This is a genomic window from Alteribacillus persepolensis (assembly GCF_900099605.1).
Taxonomy (GTDB): Bacteria; Bacillota; Bacilli; order Bacillales; family Marinococcaceae; genus Alteribacillus; species Alteribacillus persepolensis.
The window spans coordinates 1-21742 of record NZ_FNDK01000011.1; the positions used below are offsets into that span (position 1 = coordinate 1).

General features: G+C 41.1%; 16 protein-coding genes and 1 pseudogene. 4 read left to right on the forward strand and 13 right to left on the reverse strand.

What is annotated here, in order from left to right:
• A pseudogene (locus BLT18_RS18215) lies at window positions 1-387 on the forward strand (AAA family ATPase); the annotation flags it as partial.
• Window positions 388-933: 546 nt separating this feature from the next.
• On the opposite strand, the gene BLT18_RS09890 reads toward BLT18_RS18215, so the two are convergent.
• From BLT18_RS09890 to fba, 6 genes are all read right to left on the reverse strand, one after another.
• Window positions 934-2373 carry a sugar porter family MFS transporter gene (locus BLT18_RS09890; RefSeq protein WP_091273548.1) on the reverse strand — a complete coding sequence of 480 codons (1440 nt, stop codon included), beginning with the start codon at window positions 2371-2373 and terminating at the stop codon, window positions 934-936.
• 1277 nt (window positions 2374-3650) lie between these two features.
• Window positions 3651-4829: a Gfo/Idh/MocA family protein gene (locus tag BLT18_RS09900; RefSeq protein ID WP_091273552.1), complete on the reverse strand. Its 1179-nt coding sequence runs from the start codon at window positions 4827-4829 to the stop codon at window positions 3651-3653.
• Between the two features lie 90 nt (window positions 4830-4919).
• Entirely contained in the window at window positions 4920-5888 is a 969-nt protein-coding gene (locus BLT18_RS09905; RefSeq protein WP_091273554.1) for a sugar phosphate isomerase/epimerase family protein, read from the reverse strand.
• Window positions 5889-6280: 392 nt separating this feature from the next.
• Window positions 6281-7171, reverse strand: coding sequence for an AraC family transcriptional regulator (locus BLT18_RS09910; protein WP_091273694.1), 891 nt, complete (start codon window positions 7169-7171; stop codon window positions 6281-6283).
• Between the two features lie 637 nt (window positions 7172-7808).
• Entirely contained in the window at window positions 7809-8717 is a 909-nt protein-coding gene (locus BLT18_RS09915; RefSeq protein ID WP_091273556.1) for an AraC family transcriptional regulator, read from the reverse strand.
• 178 nt (window positions 8718-8895) lie between these two features.
• Window positions 8896-9768: a class II fructose-1,6-bisphosphate aldolase gene (fba, locus tag BLT18_RS09920; RefSeq protein ID WP_091273558.1), complete on the reverse strand. Its 873-nt coding sequence runs from the start codon at window positions 9766-9768 to the stop codon at window positions 8896-8898.
• A gap of 278 nt (window positions 9769-10046) precedes the next feature.
• Between fba and BLT18_RS09925 the strand changes: the two genes are divergently transcribed.
• Window positions 10047-10436 carry a tautomerase family protein gene (locus BLT18_RS09925; protein ID WP_091273560.1) on the forward strand — a complete coding sequence of 130 codons (390 nt, stop codon included), beginning with the start codon at window positions 10047-10049 and terminating at the stop codon, window positions 10434-10436.
• A gap of 42 nt (window positions 10437-10478) precedes the next feature.
• The gene (locus BLT18_RS09930; RefSeq protein WP_091273562.1) at window positions 10479-11252 is read left to right on the forward strand and encodes an SDR family NAD(P)-dependent oxidoreductase; all 774 of its coding nucleotides are present in this window, start codon (window positions 10479-10481) and stop codon (window positions 11250-11252) included.
• Between the two features lie 940 nt (window positions 11253-12192).
• Here the strand turns inward: BLT18_RS09930 and iolI are convergent.
• The 7 genes from iolI to BLT18_RS09965 all read right to left on the reverse strand — a co-directional run bounded on the left by iolI (window position 12193) and on the right by BLT18_RS09965 (window position 20302).
• Window positions 12193-13032, reverse strand: a complete 840-nt coding sequence (gene iolI, locus BLT18_RS09935) for a 2-keto-myo-inositol isomerase (protein WP_091273564.1) — start codon at window positions 13030-13032, stop codon at window positions 12193-12195.
• Window positions 13029-14066: a Gfo/Idh/MocA family protein gene (locus BLT18_RS09940; RefSeq protein ID WP_091273567.1), complete on the reverse strand. Its 1038-nt coding sequence runs from the start codon at window positions 14064-14066 to the stop codon at window positions 13029-13031. Before BLT18_RS09940 ends, iolI begins: the two co-directional genes overlap by 4 nt.
• 74 nt (window positions 14067-14140) lie before the next feature.
• Entirely contained in the window at window positions 14141-15046 is a 906-nt protein-coding gene (gene iolE / locus BLT18_RS09945) for a myo-inosose-2 dehydratase (protein WP_091273569.1), read from the reverse strand.
• Window positions 15047-15066: 20 nt separating this feature from the next.
• A complete protein-coding gene (iolD, locus tag BLT18_RS09950) occupies window positions 15067-16980 on the reverse strand; it encodes a 3D-(3,5/4)-trihydroxycyclohexane-1,2-dione acylhydrolase (decyclizing) (protein ID WP_091273571.1) in 1914 nt (637 codons plus the stop codon).
• A 12-nt stretch (window positions 16981-16992) separates the two neighbouring features.
• Entirely contained in the window at window positions 16993-17985 is a 993-nt protein-coding gene (iolC, locus tag BLT18_RS09955; RefSeq protein ID WP_091273573.1) for a 5-dehydro-2-deoxygluconokinase, read from the reverse strand.
• Between the two features lie 50 nt (window positions 17986-18035).
• Window positions 18036-18848 carry a 5-deoxy-glucuronate isomerase gene (iolB, locus tag BLT18_RS09960; protein ID WP_091273575.1) on the reverse strand — a complete coding sequence of 271 codons (813 nt, stop codon included), beginning with the start codon at window positions 18846-18848 and terminating at the stop codon, window positions 18036-18038.
• 521 nt (window positions 18849-19369) lie between these two features.
• A complete protein-coding gene (locus BLT18_RS09965; RefSeq protein WP_091273578.1) occupies window positions 19370-20302 on the reverse strand; it encodes an aldo/keto reductase in 933 nt (310 codons plus the stop codon).
• Window positions 20303-20576: 274 nt separating this feature from the next.
• Here BLT18_RS09965 and BLT18_RS09970 point away from each other — a divergent pair, with 274 nt between their 5' ends.
• Window positions 20577-21602 (forward strand): LacI family DNA-binding transcriptional regulator, encoded by a 1026-nt coding sequence (locus tag BLT18_RS09970; protein WP_091273581.1) that lies wholly within the window; start codon window positions 20577-20579, stop codon window positions 21600-21602.
• Window positions 21603-21742 lie beyond the last annotated feature (140 nt).

Sequence of the window (21742 nt, forward strand, 5' to 3'; positions counted from 1 at the left end):
GGATTGGAATTAATCCGGGATATGTACGATAACCATCCGATGGGGGTTGTCCTTATAGGGATGCCAGGTCTTGAACGTCAATTGATGCGCTATCCACAGTTATATTCCCGGATTGGATTTGCCCATGAATTTAAAAAACTAAGCAAGGAAGAAATGACCTTTATTTTAAAACACAAATGGCAAGAACTTGGCTTGCAAATTAACCTTGAAGATTTTACTGATTACGAGGCTTTTACGGCTGTGGTACGGATAACGGGTGGGAATTTTCGTCTTATTCAACGTCTCTTTACACAGATTGAACGTGTTATGACGATTAATCAAGTTGAGAAAATATCCAAAGAAGTGGTTGAAGTAGCAAGAGAAAGCCTTGTTATTGGTCATAAATAAGCAGTGGTCATCATTCGATTACTGCTTATTTTATGGGCTTCATACGACAAATAATTCTCAAAAAAAGCCGCCATATAGCTCTAAAATTCACATGCATTCCGTTTTATAAACATAAGAAAAACGGTGGTTGAGAAACCCACTCAGCCACTGTCCTTATCACCGTAGACGTTGCTGCTTTAGAACGCATCTGGCTGCAGACGGGACGCTTTCCGCGGGCATGACCTCAGCCTGCTCGAACGGTACCCGTCCTGCGAGGTCTTCGCCCCATGCTATTCCCGAGTCGTCCGTCTTGCGCTCCTGCTTCCGGACAGCGTATGGACGAAAAATCTTTCAAATAACAATCAAAATATATACTTTCCCGCCTTCTGATAAAACGGCTTCAGCTCCTACAGAATACAGAGCTCAAGCCGCTTCAATCATTTTTATTATTTCCACTTTCTGCTTTACAAGTATATATTCCCTTTACCATATATCCACTGACTGCTGCTTTTATTTCACCTTCCTTGCAACCGGTTACATCAAGTGACACGCTTGAAATGATAGTTCTTAATTTATCTTTTTTTCAGGCGCCAAACCTTTTGTTTCTAACTCGCTTTTGTTTCTAGAAAGCCAGATTTCTTCAATTTCTTCAAGTGATTTATTCTTTGTTTCAGGAACAAACTTCAACACAAAGAAAAAGGCGATTGTACTAATGAGACCGTAAATAAGGAAGGCTCCTGCCCCTAAGGCATCGTTTAATGGAGGGAATGTAGATGAAGCTATTAAATTCGCCCCCCATACTAACGTGACAGCAACAGCAACCGCCTGCCCCCTAATTCTATTAGGGAACAACTCTGAGAGTACAACCCACGTAATAGGTCCCCAAGTCATCTGAAATGCAGCAACAAATCCTAAAATAAATATGAGTGTGCTTATCCCTTGAATACCTGCAAAGAAAAGTGCCGCTACTGCAGTTAAACAAATCGCACATCCTGCCGAACCGAACAGGAGTAAAAACTTTCTTCCTTTTTCCTCAACCCATTTTATAGCCAGGAATGAAACAAGGACACCTATAGCTCCAATAAATATTGTTTGAAACATGGATGTTGACGCATCAGCACCAAGATTTGCAAAAATTCGCGGTGCATAATACATAATAATATTTATGCCTATGAATTGTTGCAAAACAGCCACTGCAAAACCTACAAACAAAACTAGTTTTCCATAATAGAAGAGGCTTACTTTTTCTGTTGAAGTGTTTAAAGAATGTTTGATTTGTTGAAGGGTTTCACCAGCTATTTGTTTAGATCCATTGATTTTTTCTAATAAGTTATATGCTTTATCATAGTCGTGTTTCAAAGCCATATATCTAGGTGTTTCCGGAATAAATAGAAGTAAAATGAAAAATACTGCAGCCGGAATCAACTCTGAAGCAAACATATATCTCCAGCCAATATCATTGATCCACTCACCAGTTTTACCTAATACGATGAACCAAGTGACAACATATACAACCGTCTGGCCAATCACAACAGACATATTATAAGTGACGACCATTTTTCCTCTGATATTTGGAGGACTCATTTCACTAATATACACTGGTGCTATGGCTGAAGCTAAACCTACTCCAATACCACCTAATATTCGATAAAGGTTAAAAGTGATCAATAATGCTAAACTAGGCTCACCTGCAGTGAAGAACAGAATCTCTGGGTAAGCTGAACCTAGTGCCGATAGGAAAAATAAAACAGCAGCAATAATGAGTGTATTACGTCGTCCTATCGAATTGGCTATCACTCCGGAAATGACTGCTCCAATAATACATCCCGCCAATGCACTAGATACAGTCAGCCCATGAATAAATGAACTTAATCCTAAGCTGTCTACTAGATATAATTGTATGGACTGCTCTGCTCCTGCAATAACTGCTGTATCGTAGCCAAAAAGAAGTCCACCTAAAGAAGCGACTAGTCCTACAAATAGAATATAATATCGCTGGTGTTTCATACGTTCATTCCTCCTTTATGAAATGAAAAGTGCTTTTATAAAGATAGTAGAAACGAGAAAGGCACATATGTATGCACCTTTGAGCCAAATACCAGCGGGCAGTAATTCTTTGTGATAACCCATAGTTTCGGTACAACATGAACTGGATGTCCACTTAAGAACAAACAATCATTGTAATCGTTTTCAATTATTCCTAAAAAAAATCTTTTCGTAATGTGTAATTATTCTTTTTCCTTTCAACTATTTTAAAAATATTCGAAAAATAACGAGCGTAAAGTTTTACAGATTGGTAAACTCACGATTCCATAGCTGCACAAAAAGTTATATAACTGTCCCAATCATCGTTTGTCTTAACGACTTAGAAAAACTATGCTTCGAATATGCCAAGGATAATAAACACATTGCAAAACTTTTATCAAGCTTCAGCCGTTGGTGTCTTTGTTTTTTCTGTCACTTTCTCATTCAACATAAAAAAGGGGATATGACAGGACGGTTATAAGTCCTCCTTTCCAAGAAGACAAAACACCATGTCTTCTATTACCCATCACAAATGTAATCCTTTTCTTGTTTTTTCATGTTCTGACGATATCTGCAAGCATTCAGATGAAATGATACCACTTCACTTATGAAAAACGAAAAATAACCACCCATGGGAAACGAAAAGGAATGAAGCATAATATCAATTCCTTCGAGCTTATGGTAAGACGTCTCCGCTTAAGCTCAGCTCCTTTTCTCAATATATTTAAATTGTAAGAAATAACAGACGATTCGTATTTGAATTTTAAAGACTTTATTTTGTATTTTAAAGACACAGCACAAAATGAGACCTGTCACTATTACAATGAATATGAAATCCATTACATGTTGAAACATCGGGGAATAATAAGCAGCAACTGCACTCCCGCAGCCGTTTGCACTTTTAAGAAAAGCTGCGGGCTTACCTGTACAAGATGAATATTTTTGTCTCTTCTGATGATTATCATTTGAAGCAGCAAGCCCTTACTTTCAGTCAATTTGACATTATGGCTTGTCACTGAAGAAAAACGGTGGTTGAGAAATCCACTCAACCACCTTCCTTGTCACCGTAGAAGCTGCTGCTTTAGAACACATCTGCTGCAGCTGGGGCGCTTTACGCGGGCATGACCTCAGTCTGCGGAAAGCGAGTATATTTCGGCTGCGCTGCCGAAAAACTGACTTATGGGACAGCCCCATGCTTTCATCCTCCTCGCTTTATTTCTTTCAGAGGTTGTCATGGGGAAATTGCAAAAACTTAAAACTCATTCAAAATCTACCCAAACTGCCCCATTGTCAGCAGAGCGCACACAATTTTCAACCCAGCGGACCCCCTCTAGTCCAGCATCAATATCAGGATATACTAAATGACGTAACGTTTCTTCATCACCACGTTCCTTCGCATCAACAGCCATGGCAAACTTGAGATAAATGTTTGCCCAAGACTCGGACAGCCCTTCAGCATGTAATGCACCCAGCCTTTCATCTGCCTGACAATTCTCATCCAGGTATGGCATGGCACGTACCAATGTTTGGGCAGGTTCCCCTTGAATTTCATACCTTAATTCATTTGGTTTGCTGTCCCACCATTCTAAACTTGCCTTTGATCCTACGATACGAATTCTTTGAGCATCCATACACCCAGCGTTAATCGATGAAGTCCACATCGTTCCTACTGCTCCATTATCATAGTGCATGATTACGTGAGCATTATCTTCTAGCGGGGCACGGCTGCCAACAAAACTCTGGCGGTCACACAATAACTTTTTCACTTTCATATGAGGCAAAATCAGTTGCGACATGTAATACGTATGAGTGGATAAATCTCCTAAAACAAAGCTGGGTCCCGCCACTTTCGGATCCACGCGCCATTTTTGCGCAGAATTTGATTTATCTCCTTCATCTGCTGCATTAAAACCGTGCGTATATTGTAAATCCACAACACGTACATCCCCAATTTTGCCTTGTTCAATCATTGCCCGCATTTGCAACAAAAGCTGATGTCCAGAGAAACCGTATGTAACTCCAACAATTTTCTCTTTTTCTTCTGCTAACTCTTTCACAAATTGTGCTTCCTCCGTCGTGAAAAACAATGGCTTCTCACAAATAACATGCAGTCCTGCTTCTAATGCTGCTTTACAAATTTCAAAGTGAGTTGCATTTGGCGTAGCAATCGAGACAACTTCAATCCCATCCTCTCTTCTGGCTTCTTCAGCAAACATCGTTTCATAGTCGGGATACAAACGATCTTTTAAAACCCCAATATTTACTCCAAAATCTCTGCCTCGTTCAAAATCAATATCAAATGCACCCGCTACCAATTCAAAAGCAGTGTTATCTCGGAGCGCCCCAGTACGATGTTTGTAACCTACCTGGCCTGTACGTCCGCCTCCAACCATTGCCCAGCGCAGCGGTCTTGAAATCTTTCTTTCTCCATTTAGCATCGTGAAACCCCTCCCTAATGATTCATAAATTTTTCACGTAAACCACTTTCTAATTATTAGAATATTGAAAATACTAAACCTGAAGAAATTTCACTTTACAATAGTCTTAGATTTTTTAAACGTTCTTGGCAATGCTTCTTTCAAAACGTCCATTGACTTTATTACACCAGTAAGCGGATCCATCGTTACGTCTTCCATTTCAAGAACAATCGGTCCCTCATAACCGCTCATTTTAACGACTGTAAAAAATTCTTTCCAAAAGCCAACATCATGACCGTGTCCGAGGGCTACGTAGTTCCATGACCGATTAACAAAACTCTTCATCGGTTTCACGTCAATAAGGCCATGAATATCATGAATTCCTCTTTCGATGCGCACATCTTTGGCGTGAACGTGATATATCGCGCTTCCTAACTCTCTTACAGCTGCAATAGGATCGCCTCCCATCCAAAATAAATGGCTTGGATCAAAGTTCATTCCAATCATATCGCCAATTTCATTTCTTAATTTAAAAAGTGTTTCTGGATTATGAACTAAATTAAAACCTAGATTTTCAATCGCAATCTTTTGAACACCATGTTTTTTTGCGGCATGCACAGCCTTTTCCCAATAAGGAAAAGCAACTTCATTCCATTGCCAATCCAGCGTCTGAAAGTGCGGCGGCAATATAGGGTGAGTAATCCAATTTGGTGTCACATCACCCGGTCCGCCGCTAGGACAGCCAGACATCATCACAACTGTTTCCACGCCTAATAATCCTGCCAGCCTAAATGTTTTTTCTACGACGGTTTGATGGGCTTTTCCACGTTCGGTAGGCTCCAATTGATTACCTGAACAGTTTAGAGCCGCGATTTCAAGTCCTCTTCTTTTTATAGCATCTAAAAAGAACCGACGTTTTTCGGTGCTTTCTAACAAGATATCTACGTCAATATGCGGAGCACTTGACCAATTGCCACACCCCAGCTCTAATGTTTCAATTCCTTGTTCCACACATGTATCCAGCATTTCTTCAAAGCTTGCGTCTTCTAAAATATCTGTTACTAGACCAACTTTTAGCATAGTACCCCTCCTTGACATAGGTTCATTTCCATTCATCCTGCGCTGTCTTCTGAATAGGTGTTTAGTATTCAAAGACAGGCAGCACCTCTCCCCCCTTTCCATGTAATCGTTTTCTTTTTTGCGGTAAATCAGACTTCCTGGCATTCAATGATAGTTACATTGTAAAATGCGATAAATAATTTGTATTTGGACGATGAAGACGTTGTTTTGGATTTTTGGGCCTGGTTGTACACGAAAAACACCAACCCTGAACATCATGAAATCAATGACAAAATGATCAGAAACGGATACAGCATTATTTATTTCTTTGGCAGCCATTTATACTATGAAGACAATAGCTGCTGCTTCTTATATTTTGATGAAAAACAAACCTGCTTCAAACACGACAATTATTAATATTCGGTAAACCTGTTCGTTTTCACATTGGAATAAAGCATACGAAAACGCCCTGGCGGATTGCGCATTTTAGAAGTAAACACACGAGTAAAATAGTGCACAGTAGAAAAGCCGCTTTCTTCAGCAATCTCACTAACAGATAAATTAGTTGATTTAAGCAATGCTACCGCTCTTTTTATCCTTTCATTTTGAACAAAATCAGAGTAGCTCACGCCTATTTCCGATGCAAATAGGCGTGTTAAATGTCTCCTGGATATATGAAAATGATCGGCTACATCTGTCATTTTTAAAGTTTCCGATACATTATCACGAATATAGAAGATAACTTGTTTGAGAAGCTGAGAAGAGGATGCCGGCGATTTCTTCCGTGCTTTTCCTTTTGAATTGGGAGCAAAAGTGTGAACAAGAGAAAAAATCAAAGCAGCTGCTAGGTGGAAGAGAGAGTCTTTTAAAAAACTATATTTTGGACCTGCTGCTTGGATGAGCAAAGCTTTCCATAAAAGTACAGAGGCCGTTTCCTCTCCTGCGTTTAAGATGACCCTTGGACATTGCTTAGCATCCTCTATCAGCCTGCTCCATTCATCACTTGACTCTGATGCAACCAATTCAAATGCAACAAATAAAAGGAATATTCCACTGTCACTCTTTATCTGATGGGAAACATCCGGCCTGGAAAGAAACACCGAGTTTCTTTGAAGCGAGTAGGTATCACCTCCATCAATATACGCTCCCTCTCCTTCGACAACATAGCATGCTTCAAAAAAAGAGTGCTTATGCCGCAGCGTATTGTAATGATTCGGCACACCTCCCCAATAGTAAATGTTAAACACAGCTCCATTTCGCTGTACACGATGTACACATTCATTCAAAAAGATTTTTCCTGACATCAATTCTTTTTGTATCAACAAACCACCCCCAACTATATTTGCTCATTGTTAAAAAGAATGAGTTTGTTATTTTGTGAAAACAGCTGTCAGACTTCAGCGTTTGTAAAACATTTTTACAGAATAAACAAAAGAAGGGACTATTCCTTTTTTACAGGAAAGCCCCAGCACTTCATTATTATTATTCATATGAAATACTCTCTGCCCGCTTAGCTTGTTTTATTACTTCTTCCTGCATTAATAGAATCGTTTTCTTTTATATTTTTGTAAACATCTAACATCACAGAAAATAACTGCTGCATGGTATTTGATTGATAAAGGGACTGCATTTTTTCAATGTATATTTAAAATAGTTTATATTTCAAATAATTCTAATATTGCAGAAGCTGACATACGTACTTTGAGACTCCCACGTCTAAAGACGCAAGCCCCAAACCTTACGGGGTAACGGGTGGGATTCTTGAGTGACTAAGCGTTCGCAGTCCATTTCTGTTTTGAACAGTCCTCAAGGTGAGGGCGTCTCATTGCCCCTCCTCAGACAGTGCGTATAGCATCTTAGGCTGAGTAACAAATCCTCTTGGATACCATATGTGCTCTGTGTGTTCTGCTAATATTACACGAAGAAGCTGCAAAAGCCAGTTTAATAGTCTGTAAACTCTTGTGTTTTTAAGTTTGTATAAAGAGAGCGGAAACGCCCCGGTGGATCGCGCATAATCGACGTGAACACACGAGTAAAGTAGTGAACGGATGAATAGCCAGTCTTTTCTGCTATTTCATGCGTAGATAAATCCGTTGTTTTCAGTAATGTTGCTGCTTTCTTTATTCTTTCATTTTGAATAAAGTCGGAATAACTTACCCCTGCCTCTGAAACAAACAAACGAGATAAATGGCGACTCGATATATGGAAGTGGCCGGCTACATCTTTTAACTTTAAAGAACCCGACAAGTTATCACGTATATAGACAATAACTTGTTTGAGAAGTTGGGAAGCTGGCGCGGGCAGATCTTGCCGCTTTTCTCCTTGCGAAATCGGAACAAAGGAGTAAAGGATAGAAAAAATTAAATTTGCTGCTAAGTGCTTTAATCCCTCTTTTACAAAGCCCTGGTCCGGTTTTGCCGCTTGGATAAGCAATGCCTTCCATAGAAGGACAGGTACTGTCTCCTCTTCTGCTTCTAATATGACTCTTGGACATTGCTTGGCACTCTCAATGTTTGAAATCCACTGGTCACTCGATTCCGATTCCATCAATTCAAATGCAACCACTAAGAGAAACAGGCCGCTCTCACTCTTTATTTGATGCGAAACATCTGGTCTTGAAAGAAACATCGTGTTTTTTTGAAGGGGGTAAATGTCATTTCCATCAATATATGACCCTTCTCCTTCAACGACATAACACACTTCAAAAAAAGAGTGTTTATGGCGCAATGTATTATAATGATTGGGCATGGCCCCCCAATAATGAATGTTAAACACAGCGCCATTCTGTTCCAAGCGATGGACCGATTCATTTAAAATGATTTTTCCTGATACAAAATTTTTCAGTTCCATAAAACCCCATCCCTCTGCTTGGAAGCTTCTCAGTCCGAGTACTGCAAGTTCTCATCTCTCTCGGCTTATTTTAACAACAACCGTTTCCAAAAAACAAACATGGCTGCCCGGCCGTCTGCCCGACAATCTGCCTTTTTACATAGACACTTTCACCTATTCATAGAGTGCTTTTCTACATTTATTTTGCCACAGCTTGCGAAGCTTTTCCACTTGTCCCAAATTCCCTTATTTTCTCTTTCACCGATGTTTCCACGGCTTCAATCGCAGGTGACAAAATCAACCGAGGCTCATACACATTTTCATCCTCTGCCAATTTGTTTCGAACCGCTTTGGTCCACGCTTGAATGTTTTCGGTGTTCACATTAATCTTAGCATGTCCTAAGGTAATAGCCCGTTGAATGTGATGGGTTGGAATGCCTGTTCCACCGTGCAGAACAAGTGGTACTTGAGTGCGTTCTGAAATCTCTTTCATCTGTTCAAACCCCAGCTTCGGCTCTCCTTTGTAAGGACCATGTACGGAGCCAAGCGCAGCAGCAAGTGCATCAATCTTTGTTTCTTCTACTAAACGAATGCACTCTTTAACATCCGCATACTGCACACTTCCGGCAAGGCCGTCTTCTTGGCCGCCTACCGTTCCCACTTCTGCCTCCACAGACACCCCGCGAGAGTTTGCATAATCTGCAACTTCTTTTGTCATGTTAATATTTTTTTCAATTGGATAGTGAGACCCATCAATCATCACGGATGTGAACCCTGCATCCATCGCTTGTTTACAACGTATGACGCTTTGTCCGTGATCTAGATGGAGAGCGACTGGCACTGTAATATCTAAAGCATTATACAGCGTTTTCACCATTGCAGCGATATTTTTAAATCCACCGAGAAAATCTACCATACGGTCTGATGCAGCAATGATCATCGGCGATTTTTCTTCTTGGGCAACGCGTAAAAAAGCTGAAATAAACTCTAAATTGTTAATGTTGTACTGTCCTACAGCATAGCCTGCTTGCTTTGCTTCCGTTAACATTTCTTTCATTGATACTAATGTCATTACACACACTCCTTATGATTGTTTATATACATCTTAACATCTTTTGATAACTTTTGATTATTTTTTGATAAAACAAATACCTTTAATTATTAATTTATGATATGATAAAAGAGAAATAGCATATTATCTATTTTCTTTTTTTGTAACAAATTTATTTTTTCTGGTTAACTAATGGCGAAAAGATAGAACGAGCAAAACGAACCAGCATGTACAAATAACTTGGACACTATTGCACAAATGCAATAAGAGTCAACTATTTTTATTCAGGGGGAGTTATTATGCCACTACTACGATTTGACATAATAGAAGGCCGTAGTGACGAAGAGCTGAGAAAGCTGTTAGACGCTGCCCACACTGCTATGATAGAAGCGTTTGATGTACCAGATACTGACCGCTACCAAATGGTGCACCAGCATAAACCAGCTGAAATGATCATTAAGGACACAGGACTTGGCCTTGTGCGCACCGATAATGTCGTAGTCATCAGCATAGTCAGCAAAACAAGAACACAAGAGAAAAAACAGAAACTCTACCGTTTGATGGTAGAAAAGCTAGCAAGAGAATGCGGATTGGCGCAAGAAGATATTATGATAAACATAGCAGAAAATAACGATGCCGATTGGAGTTTTGGCAATGGAGAAGCACAGTTTTTAACTGGGAAGCTGTAACAGAATGAAAGAAGAACATACACGAAGGGAGGAAATGAATTTATGCGTTTGAAACATAAAACCGCTCTTATTACCGGCGGGAGCAGCGGTATTGGCGGAGCAATTGCCGCAGCGTTTGCAAAAGAAGGTGCTTCTGTGATGGTGGCAGCAAGAACAGAAGAAGCCTTGAGAAAAAAAGCACAAGAACTTACCAAATGGAACGGCTCCATCAACTACATCGCTGGAGATGTGTCAAATGAAAGAGATGTAAAACACATCGTGCAAACAACAAAAAAACTATTTGGAAGTATTGATATTCTTGTGAATGCTGCCGGAATAACGATGGTTTCTCCTTCTGAAGAGTTACATATCAATGAATGGAACAAATGCATGGACATTAACGCTACCGGAACTTTTCTAATGTCCCAAGAAACTGGCAGGCAAATGATAGAGCAGCACACGGGCGGCAAAATTATTAATATTACGTCCATCGCAGCCCATGCAGGTATCCCGCAACGTGCAGCATATGCTGCCAGTAAAGGAGCAGTACGCCAGCTAACAGAAACATTAGCCCTGGAGTGGGGAAAGTACAACATTCAAGTGAATGCTATTAGTCCTGGATATGTTCAGACACCGCTTTTCAATGAATTAGCGGAAAAAGGGGAGCACAATGTAACACAATTGGAAAACCGCATTCCACTCGGAAGGTTAGCTTATCCCGAAGATATCGCCGGCCCTGCCACGTTTCTTGCTTCTAGTGAGTCTGATTACGTAACAGGTGTTATTCTTAAAACAGACGGCGGCTGGCTCGTTAACGGCCATTTATCTGCACACTAAGAAAAGCGCAAACGTCTTAAAAGAAGAAAGTTCAGCCAAGGTAAAAAATCCTGCTAAGTTTATGAATATCCTATTCCAGACACAGAAGCCACCGCCTCCTGCATAAGTATTCCCGAACTACCCCCTTCCTGTCGAAGCCCGCGACCTGCCCCGTTGCACGTATATGACTTTCCTTTACATGTTGACAACACCAATCCTTTACTCCATGCGGCTACCCATACAGCCCTTTTTCCGATTTTATAAGGTTTGTTGTTTGGATGAACGTAGACCCTCTCGTATGAATGGCTCTTCAGGTTCGCTGGCCGCGGGCAAGGCTTCAGCTAACCGACGGGAGATCACCGTCGGGTGGATCTTCAGCTCTTGCTTCGACGCACAGGACGTGCTAGTGTCGGCGTTAGCCACACGATGTGGCTGGTCTTAGCCGACGCCCCGCAGTCACCTCCCCCGATAGCCATTCAGGATAGGAGAACGAAAAAACACTCCAACATTCTTTTTTCATGTACCAAAGAAAAGCAAGCGCCTTAAAAGAGAGACGTTCGGCGACGGTGAAGGAACTTCTGTTCTGTAAGGTACTTCTACTAAAAACGCACACGTCCTGCGGCGGGCGTTGAATTCACCACATCCTGTGGAAGGACTTCCTGTGACAACACCGAATGGACCCCCATCCTGGGAGCCCGCGACAAGTCCTGGATCTTTCGCACAGAGCCCGGAGTCGAAAGGAAAGACAGAGGATGTTCAACTAAAACCACCACGTCCTGTGGCAACGCTGAACCGACCCACGTCGTGTGCGCCTGAGCGGGCAGGCGCTTTTTCTAGACCATGAAAACGCCAAACTTTTATACGTTCTTACCTTACAAAAAAGCCATGGTCACCGTCTCTCTGGATGGCGCCCATAGCTTTTCCGTTTAGAGGCTTTTGATACAGACCCTTTTTGCGTTTTCTATACGACGGCTTGCACTTTTTTTAATACATCTATAGACGTATCTTTCGCCGTCTTAATAACCTCATCTGGATCGAGTTTATAATATTCAGGGCGGAATAATTCAACAGAAACCGCTCCATCAAACCCTTTTTCTATCACAGTTGAAATAATGCCTTCTAGGTCAATCACTCCATGTCCCGGCCATACGCGATCTTCATCTGTCAAAAAGCCAATCGGAAAATCTTCGGTGTCATCAATGTGAAGGATAAAGATGTTATCTGCCTCTGCCTTTTTTAAATCTTCCATATTTGAACCCATTGCATGAAAATGGAAGCAGTCAAGAACAAGACCCACATTATCACGGCCGACGGTTTCTACAATGTCATTTGCTTGAGCAAATGTATTGATTGTACATTGCGGGTGACCGACAAACTCGAGCGCCACTTTTACACCATATGGTTTTGCAAGATCAGAAAGTTCGGTTAACACTTCGACGGCACTATGTTTAATGTCTTCTTTTAAAATTTTCGTTTCTGTTACGAGAGGCACTGCTACAATATACGCTGCTCCAATTTTCTCTGCTTTCTCTAACATGTCTTTAAACTCTTCCATGTTCGTTTGATGAGCCTCTTTTGAGCGATTATTAAAAAAGACAAGCGCATTCATTGCAAGCGGTTTTACGTGGCTGGATTGAAAGAAATCTGCTAAATCGTCTATGGAATGGTTGTCTAAGTACTCTGGAAGCTTATCCATCGTACGGATTTCAATATAGTCATAGCCATGCTTTTCACATAGTTCCAAATCTTTTTCCAGATGGGAGTTTTCTAATGTCGTTGCTTGGTTATAACAGAGTTTCATACCTTCTCCTCCTGTTTCTTTTGTTGATAAAAATCAGGACGTTCTGGAAGTTCAATAGGTTCTGCCTGACCGGATTGCTGTGCTTTCACACCAGCATCCCCTGTTACAGCAGCAATGTATCCATCCCATGCAGACGGCCCTTGCGGCTGTCCCTCCCTGCGAACAGCATCAATAAAGTCTTGGAATTCATTATTAAAAGCATCGTTAAAGCGGCTCTGCCAATCCTGCAAAATACCTGAGCCCAGGACTCCGTCTTTGCGGTATTGGGCTGTAGCTACCTCTGGAAGTTTTACAATTCCTTCTTCTCCAATGACTTCACATTGGATGTCATAACCAAACTGGCAATTTACAAAGATTTCTGCATGGATGATGATTCCCGTCTTTGTTTCTAATGTGACAATTTGAGGATCTTTTAAATGCTCTAATGCATTTTTTGTTTTCTTTGGATAAGTAACTTGTATCGATTTGTAATCGTCACCAACAAGCCAGTGAAGTGTATCAATTTCATGGATAAGAGTATCTAAAATCGCCATGTCCTGGGTATAACTTTCTCCTACTTCCCGATTGCGGTGAGCACAGCGAATCATGAGCGGCTCTCCGATAAAGTTATTATCAATCGCTTCTTTCATCTGACGATAACCACTGTCGTAACGACGCATAAAACCGACTTGAACGAGGCGTTTGCCATGTTTTTGCTCAGCTTCTACAATGCGCATACAACCTTCCGCCGTTGTAGCAAGCGGCTTCTCTACAAATACAAATTTTCCTGCTTCAACTGCCTTAAGAACTGTACTTTCATGAGCAGGTCCCCAGCTTGTAACAAGTACAGCTTCTACGTTTTCATCTTTTAAAAGCGCGGTATCATCTTCATATATGCTTGCACGCAAGTTAAAGTCTTCCACAGCCTTTTTGGCAGCGTCCTGATTGACATCCGTAACAGCAGCAATTTCCGCTCCTGACACAACTTTTGTTATTCTCTGTATATGTTCGCGTCCAATCGCTCCAGTTCCCACAACTCCAAACCCTAATGTCATGTCATATCCCTCGCTTCTACTGAATTTCAGAGACTCATGAGAACAGCTGCATGTGTACTGCAGCTGTTCTGCTGTTATTTGTTGATAAGACTTTTGTTCAAAAGATTTTTATCTATATACTCTCTTGCAATTAACGCATATTCTAGTGGATGGGCTTTTGCCGGGTCCTGCTCGGCCTCGATGACAATCCATCCTTTATAGTCATGTTTTAACAGCTCCTCATATACGTCAACAAAATCAAGGTCCCCATCACCAGGAACGGTAAACATCCCAGCTAAAAACGCATCAAGAAAAGACTGTCCTTTTTGCTCGCACTGCTCCATTACTTCCTTTCGGACATCTTTATAGTGCACATGCGCAATCCGATGAATATGCTTGCGCAAAAGCGGCACATACTCTTTATCGGATACGTAAATGTGGCCTGTGTCATATAATAAATGCACTTTAGCAGGGTCGGTGTTTTCCATCAGACGGTCCACTTCTTCCATTGTTTGTACAGTCGTTCCCATATGATGATGAAAAGCAAGCTTCAAGCCGTATCGGTTTGCAATACCCCCAAGAATATCGAGTCCGCTTGTCAATTGATTCCACTCTTCATCTGTAAAATAAGGCTTCTTGGAAAAAACATTTTTTTCTTCTTTTTGAATGCTGTACGTTTGCTCAGAAACAACCGCTATGGCCGCTCCCACTTCTTTTAAGTAAGCGCAATGTCTCTCAAACGCTTTTGCTGTTTCCTCCACTCCATCTTGAACAATAAAACTAGAAAACCATTTTCCTGCAATTTTTAAGTTGCGCAGACGCAATTCTTTATTCAACACATCCGCTTCCGGGAAAAATCCTCCGACTTCTGTGCCATCAAACCCCGCAACGTAAATGTCACCCAATAAATGGGACAGTGTGTTTTCTTTTCCAATGTCAGGGATATCATCATTGCGCCAGCCAATCGGTGCTATCCCCCATTGAATATCTTGATGACCCATAAGCGCCTCCCCCTTTACCATTAGTACTTCTTTGCTGTCTCAAGCATTTTTTCTTTAAATGCGTAAGCCTCTTGAATGCTTTCTCTCTCTGATACTTCTGCTACTCCAAGGTTCCACCAGCTTCCCTTATAACCATCTGTCATCGTCTTTGGCAGAACTTTCATTTCAATTAATGTAGAACAGTCTTGTTTTTTTGCATCTTCTATAGCTGCTTTTAATTCTTCTTCTGTGTTGGCGCGGTACACTTTAGCACCGTATCCTTCCGCTACTTTTGCATAATCGATGTTTACAATATCATGATTGGCCGTACGGAATTCACAGTGATAGCTGCCTCCGCCATGATCCATTTGCAAGTTGTTAATACAACCGTATCCCGCGTTATCAAAGAGAAGGATATTTATTTTTTCATGATACTGCAATGACGTAATAAACTCGGAATGAAGCATGAGAAAGCTTCCATCTCCAACCGCTGCATATACTTCTTTATCCGGTTCTGCAAGTTTCACTCCTAATGCTCCGGAAATCTCGTACCCCATACAAGAGTAACCATACTCTAAGTGATATGTGTTTGGTGTATTTGTCTCCCACAGACGCTGCAAATCACCTGGCAGCGACCCTGCTGCACATACCACAACAGCATCTTCATCTACCGCTTGATTGGCTGTCAGCAAGGCATTCGTTTGCGGAAACTCTGTACCCAATGTATCAGCGTATTCATTCATTATTTCTTGAGAAAAGTGGCCTTTGATCTCCGGGTCAAAGTTTTCTCGATTGAATGTAATAGAACGCAGCCGCTCACGTTCACGCGTCCACTCTTGTTTGCGTTCTTGAATGGATGATCCGTGCTGGCTTTTATATCCTTCTAACAGCGGCATCAGCTGTTCCAATGTGGTACGGGCATCGGCAACGACTTGGAACGCATCAAGCTTATAGGCTTGCATCCTGCTAACATTAATGTTTAGAAATGCAGCTTTTTTAAAATCAAATACTGTTTTGGACGATGTGGCAAAGTCTGTATAACGAGTGCCGATGCCAATCACCAAATCGGCTTCCTGCGCTGCTTGATTAGCTGCTCTTGTGCCGGTAATGCCAAGTCCGCCCAAGTTATTTTTAAATGAATGCTCCACGGCCGATTTGCCTGCCTGCGTTTCAGCTAGCGGAATATCATATTCCTTTGAGAACGCCGTCAGAGCCTCACGGGCTTCTGAATATTTCACTCCGCCGCCGGCAACAATGAGCGGTTTTTTACTCGCTTTAATCTTTTCAACAGCTCCCTGTAACTCACGCTCTGTCGGCAGCGGCCGATCCACATAATGGATGCGCTTTTGGAAAAACTCTTCATCAAAGTCAAATGCTTCTCCCTCTACATCCTGAGAAATACATACTGTCGCAGGACCCGCTTTCGCTGGATCGGTCATTACTTCAAACGCACGAATTAAGCTTGACATTAACTGTTCCGGCCGCTGCACCCGGTCCCAATAGCGAGACACTGGCTGCAATGCATCATTTGTTGTAATAGCCATGCTGTGTTCTTGTTCCACTTGCTGCAAGACAGGGTCTGGCTGCCTTGTCGCATATGTGTCTGCCGGAAGAAGCAGTACAGGAATGTTGTTGGCAAGTGCGGTTGCTGCCGCTGTTGTTAAGTTCGCAGATCCAGGACCGCTGGATGATGTTAATGCAAAAATTTTTTTACGAAGCTTTTGCTTGCTGTAAGCGATTGCTGCGTGCGCCATGCCCTGTTCATTTTTTCCTTGAATGACCTTCAAATGGCCCGAATCTTGTTCTAATGCTTGCCCAATCCCTAATACATTCCCATGTCCGAAAACGTTAAAAACCCCTTCGACAAACGGAAATTCTTCACCATCTGCATGAATATACTGGTGATTTAAAAATTTAACCAGCGCTTGTGCTGTTGTTAATCGAATCGTTCCCATTACATGTCGCCCCTAGCTTTTAATAGTGTTATTTTCTTCAATTAATGCTTCAATTTCTTCAACCGCCGGCATCGCTTCTGAAGAACTGTGCTTGCTGACGACAATTGATGCCGAGGCACTTCCATACTTCAACGCTGTCTCAATATCTTTTCCGCAAACAAGAGCATAAAGAAAAGCGGAAGCATAAGAGTCACCAGCTCCAAATGTTTTTAACACTTTTGTTTTGTACGCTCTTCCCCGATACGTTTCACCAGAACGAGTGTAAGCATAAGAACCGTCTACACCATGCTTAATGACTACAAGCTCTGGCTCATGTTGGAAAAGGTAATCAACCGTCGCTTGGTTTTCTCCTTTACCCAATCGGTGTTCCATGACATCGTATTCCTCGCGAGTACCAACTACAATGTCTGCCTTTTCAGCAACTAATGAATAATACACTGCTGTTTCTTCTGCCGACTTCCATGTGTAAGGACGGTAATCTAGTTCAAACACCACTTTAATACCATTTTTCTTCGCCAGATGTACCGCTTTTAGCGCTGCTTCTCGAGATGGACTTTGAGCAAGTGCGGTGCCAGAGATTAACAGTAATTTCGTTCGTTTAATATAGTCTTCATGAACCTCCGCTGGTTCTAGATATAAATCTGCTGCTTCTTCACGATACATGAGAATGCTGCATTCTTCCGGGCTTAATATCTCAGTGAACGTCAATCCCGTTTTCCGCCCCTCTGTATCGACAACCATGCTGGATGTGTCAATGCCCTGTCCATTCATGTACTGCTCAATAAAACGTCCGTGCTGATCATCTGGAATTTTACCAATAAATCCAGCTTTCAACCCAAGCTTAGAACTTCCAATCGCAATATTTGCAGGAGAGCCTCCTACATATTTTTTGAAAGTCATTGTCTCTTCCATTGGACGATTATATTCGACAGCATTCAAATCCACACATGCCCGGCCAACCGCAATAACATCAAATTCTTTGTCCGCTGCAAGTGAAATGTTCATAGAATCACTCTCCCCTTTTTCTCTTTTCATGCCTTTGAATGACACACGATTTATTTAATGATCCATTTGTGATCCGGATCGTTATGAAACTTCCAAATGCGTTTGGGTCCTGCCATTACATTTAAATAATAAGACGTATACCCTTCTGGTACACCAACTGGATGATAGCCTTTTGGCACAATCACCATGTCTCCATTTTCAACCGTCATTGTTTCATCTAACGAGCGGTCATCTGTGTATACACGTTGAAAAACAAAGCCTTGACCAGGGTCTTGTTCATGATAATACGTTTCTTCTAGCATCGATTCTTCTGGAAGATTGTCTTGATCATGTTTATGAGGCGGATAACTGGACCAGTTTCCACTCTCTGTAAACACCTCTACAACAAGAAGACTGTTTGCTGCTGGGTGGTCATCAGGCAATATATTATGAACCATTCGCTTGTTGCTGCCTTGCCCGCGATGCTCTGCGCCAATGTCATCTGCTTTGATAAGCTTCGTTGGCAATTGTTTTTCCGATCGAGAGTAGCACAGGGCAACCCGCGCCTTGGATTCTGCCTTTACCTCAAATGACTGGTCATTAGAAATATACACACTGTCGGTTGGCTTTTTTTCAAATACCGATGCACGAGTCCCAATGTTTTCAAATGTTTCCACTCCATCAGTAACGGTAATCTTTCCTGTTAGAGCGACAACACAAACTTCCTGTTTCGCTAATGCCTCTTTGTATAAGGCACCTGGTTCTACGTCAATCATTTTAAAATGAACGTACTCCAGATCGGAGTTATTGGATGTAATATCATGAACGAGTGATACACCATTTTCCAACTGTTGACGCACTGGTTTCTTTAACAAATGACTCATCTATAAAAGCCTCCTCAAACGAACTGATTTTGAAATCGATTTCATTATATTTAAAAATAAATAATGTGCATAGAAAATGACGATAGTTTTAATCAAAACCACAGCTTGCTGCCCATACACACCTGCTGTTTCACGCTCATCATGATTTCTGTTTTTAGAATAATATGAATAATAGCTTCAGTCAATAAAACTTTTGAAAATTTTGATTATATTTTGATAAATGTATGATGACTAATTATTATTTATGCCAATGTTAATAACAACTGTACAATAATCGAAGCAGCAGCTGGTATCATTAAAAGATAAGCGCCTCCCATTCACTGCAACGTACGCTGAAAAAGACAGAGGAGCTTCTTACATTTTGTAATCGATTTCAACAAACACATTGTGTACCTACCATTATTCTTCTTTATGTATCTTACTCTACAACAATCTCCCCTGCATGTAAACGCTTTTATCCAAAAATGCTCTTTATCTCCCAGCTGCAATGAACAGCCGGGAGAAAAGGAAAATGGCGGTTTTTATCGGAAAACACGATCAATATGGGCAACTTCGTCATCTGTTAAAGCAACATCTAACGTTTTTAAATTATCCAATACTTGTTCGGAACGCTTCGCTCCTGGAATTAAGACATCTATTGCATCACGAGTTAAGTACCATGCAAGCACAACGTGAACGACATCTACTCCTTTACTTTCAGCGATTGGGCGCAGCTTGTCCACTTTCGCTAAATTGTTCTTGAATTCTTCCCCTTGGAGGTGAGGAAAATCTGCGCGAAGATCATCAAACGTCATATCGCTTGTATATTTGCCGGCTAAAATACCTGCTGCCAATGGGAAAAACGGAATGAAGGAAATATTATTCTCTTTGCAGTATGGAAGAAAATCTTCTTCTGCTTCACGCTGAATAAGGTTATAATTGCCTTGGTACACATCTACGTGTCCATCTTTATTTGCTTCTTTTAATTGTTCGATGGAGAAGTTAGACACACCAATACTTCGGATTTTTCCTTCTTCTTTTAACTCTTGTAATGCTGCAACCGCTTTGTCTTTCGGTGTTTCTTCATCTGGAAAATGAATGTAATAAAGATCGATGTATTCTGTTTGTAAGCGGTGAAGGCTTTCTTCTACTGATTGACGCAAAAACTCTGGAGAATTATCCATAACTTCTTTTCCATCAACAAACTTTTGTGCCCCTTTTGTCGCTAAAACGATTTCATCTCTTTTTCCAGATTCTTTTACAACCTCTCCTACTAACTCCTCAGAACGTTTTGGACCGTAAATAAATGCGGTATCTAAAAAATTAATTCCATTATCAATAGCAGTGCGAACAAGATCTTTTCCCTGTTCTTCATCCAAATGATTATACAAATTATGTCCGCCGACAGCGTTCGTCCCCAGCCCCACCGGATTTACATACAAACCTGATTTCCCTAATTCTGCTTGTTTTGCCACTTATACCGTCCTCCATTCACTCATTGATGAAATATTTATCTTACAGTTTCAAATAGTAAAAGAAGCTCTTCCAATTTTCAAACATAAACGGTTCCATTTTTCAAAAAACCTTTCATTATTTTGTTTGTATTCGTCTGCATTGGTTAAAATAGAGTGCAGACAACACCGAAAACGGTTTCATTTTTCTTGAAATTCATTACAAGAATGATTAAGATGATGGATAGCCCTTTTTTTTTAATAAGTAAAACCATCAGGAAGAGAGTAGGAATAGAAAATGAAAATGAGCGATGTGGCAAAGATGGCAAATGTCTCTCCTGCTACCGTATCCCGTGTGTTAAGCAATCCAGAATTGGTGAGCAAAAAAACAAGAGACAAAGTGCTAGAAGTCATTAATCAAGTAAATTACCAGCCTCATATCGTCGCCAGACAATTTCGAACGAAGGAAACAAAAACGATTCTTGCTGTTGTTCCAGATATTACGAGTGCTTTCTTTTCTGAAGTACTGCGGGGAATTGAACATACTGCCATCCGCGAAGGATATCAAGTCATTTTAGGTGATACTGAAAACAGCGTAGAACGAGAAAATGATTATATTAATTTGTTATTGCAAAAACAAGTAGATGGCATGCTCCTTCTTACCGCGCGGCTCGAAAAAGAAAAGCTTGAAGAGCTGGCCGAACACTTTCCAATTGTCCTTGCTTGTGAATACATTGATGGGTTAAATGTGCCAACTGTTTCGATTGATAATATCAGTGCGGCTAGAAAAGCAACGGAACATTTAATCAAGCTCGGCCATGAAAGAGTTGCCCATATTTGCGGTCCTATGAATGTAATTTTAGGACGTGACCGTTTAAGAGGATTTAGACAAGCAATGATGAGTCATGATTTAGATGTTGACCCGTCTTATATTCAAGAAGGCGGAAATGAATCATTGGAGTCAGGGTACAACCAAATGATGAAGCTGCTTGCTTTAGAAACCCCCCCTACTGGTGTTTTCGTTTACAACGATGAGATGGCCATGGGAGCAATGAAAGCTGTAAAAAACAGCGGCCTTCGTATACCGGAAGACATTGCAATAGTCGGATTCGATAATCTAAAAATGGCAAGTGTTGTAGAACCCCACTTAACCTCTATTGACCAGCCTAAATACAAAATCGGCCAAAAAGCAATGAGCATTTTAATCCAGAAGATTAATAAAGAAAAAATCACAAAACAATCTTTCGTGATGAAAGACCACCTTTTTATCCGTCAATCATGTGGTGGTCAATCATTTGTGTCATCATCCGAGCAGAAAACTTAAGTCGCTCCCGCTTAACAACCTCATCATCTATTTGGAGCGGGAGCCTTCTCGTCTGATAAAACAATAAAAAACATCCATCTTTTATTTATTAACACTGCCTTGTTAACAGTAATTCTCGAGGCTTTCCTTTTTTATTCGCC

Bases quoted from the DNA above. Each gene is read 5' to 3' on its own strand.
- BLT18_RS09890 (WP_091273548.1), bottom strand. From the start codon at position 2,373: ATGAAACACCAGCGATATTATATTCTATTTGTAGGACTAGTCGCTTCT.
- BLT18_RS09900 (WP_091273552.1), bottom strand. From the start codon at position 4,829: ATGCTAAATGGAGAAAGAAAGATTTCAAGACCGCTGCGCTGGGCAATG.
- BLT18_RS09905 (WP_091273554.1), bottom strand. From the start codon at position 5,888: ATGCTAAAAGTTGGTCTAGTAACAGATATTTTAGAAGACGCAAGCTTT.
- BLT18_RS09910 (WP_091273694.1), bottom strand. From the start codon at position 7,171: ATGTCAGGAAAAATCTTTTTGAATGAATGTGTACATCGTGTACAGCGA.
- BLT18_RS09915 (WP_091273556.1), bottom strand. From the start codon at position 8,717: ATGGAACTGAAAAATTTTGTATCAGGAAAAATCATTTTAAATGAATCG.
- fba (WP_091273558.1), bottom strand. From the start codon at position 9,768: ATGACATTAGTATCAATGAAAGAAATGTTAACGGAAGCAAAGCAAGCA.
- BLT18_RS09925 (WP_091273560.1), top strand. From the start codon at position 10,047: ATGCCACTACTACGATTTGACATAATAGAAGGCCGTAGTGACGAAGAG.
- BLT18_RS09930 (WP_091273562.1), top strand. From the start codon at position 10,479: ATGCGTTTGAAACATAAAACCGCTCTTATTACCGGCGGGAGCAGCGGT.
- iolI (WP_091273564.1), bottom strand. From the start codon at position 13,032: ATGAAACTCTGTTATAACCAAGCAACGACATTAGAAAACTCCCATCTG.
- BLT18_RS09940 (WP_091273567.1), bottom strand. From the start codon at position 14,066: ATGACATTAGGGTTTGGAGTTGTGGGAACTGGAGCGATTGGACGCGAA.
- iolE (WP_091273569.1), bottom strand. From the start codon at position 15,046: ATGGGTCATCAAGATATTCAATGGGGGATAGCACCGATTGGCTGGCGC.
- iolD (WP_091273571.1), bottom strand. From the start codon at position 16,980: ATGGGAACGATTCGATTAACAACAGCACAAGCGCTGGTTAAATTTTTA.
- iolC (WP_091273573.1), bottom strand. From the start codon at position 17,985: ATGAACATTTCACTTGCAGCGGACAAAGAATTTGATGTTATTGCGGTT.
- iolB (WP_091273575.1), bottom strand. From the start codon at position 18,848: ATGAGTCATTTGTTAAAGAAACCAGTGCGTCAACAGTTGGAAAATGGT.
- BLT18_RS09970 (WP_091273581.1), top strand. From the start codon at position 20,577: ATGAAAATGAGCGATGTGGCAAAGATGGCAAATGTCTCTCCTGCTACC.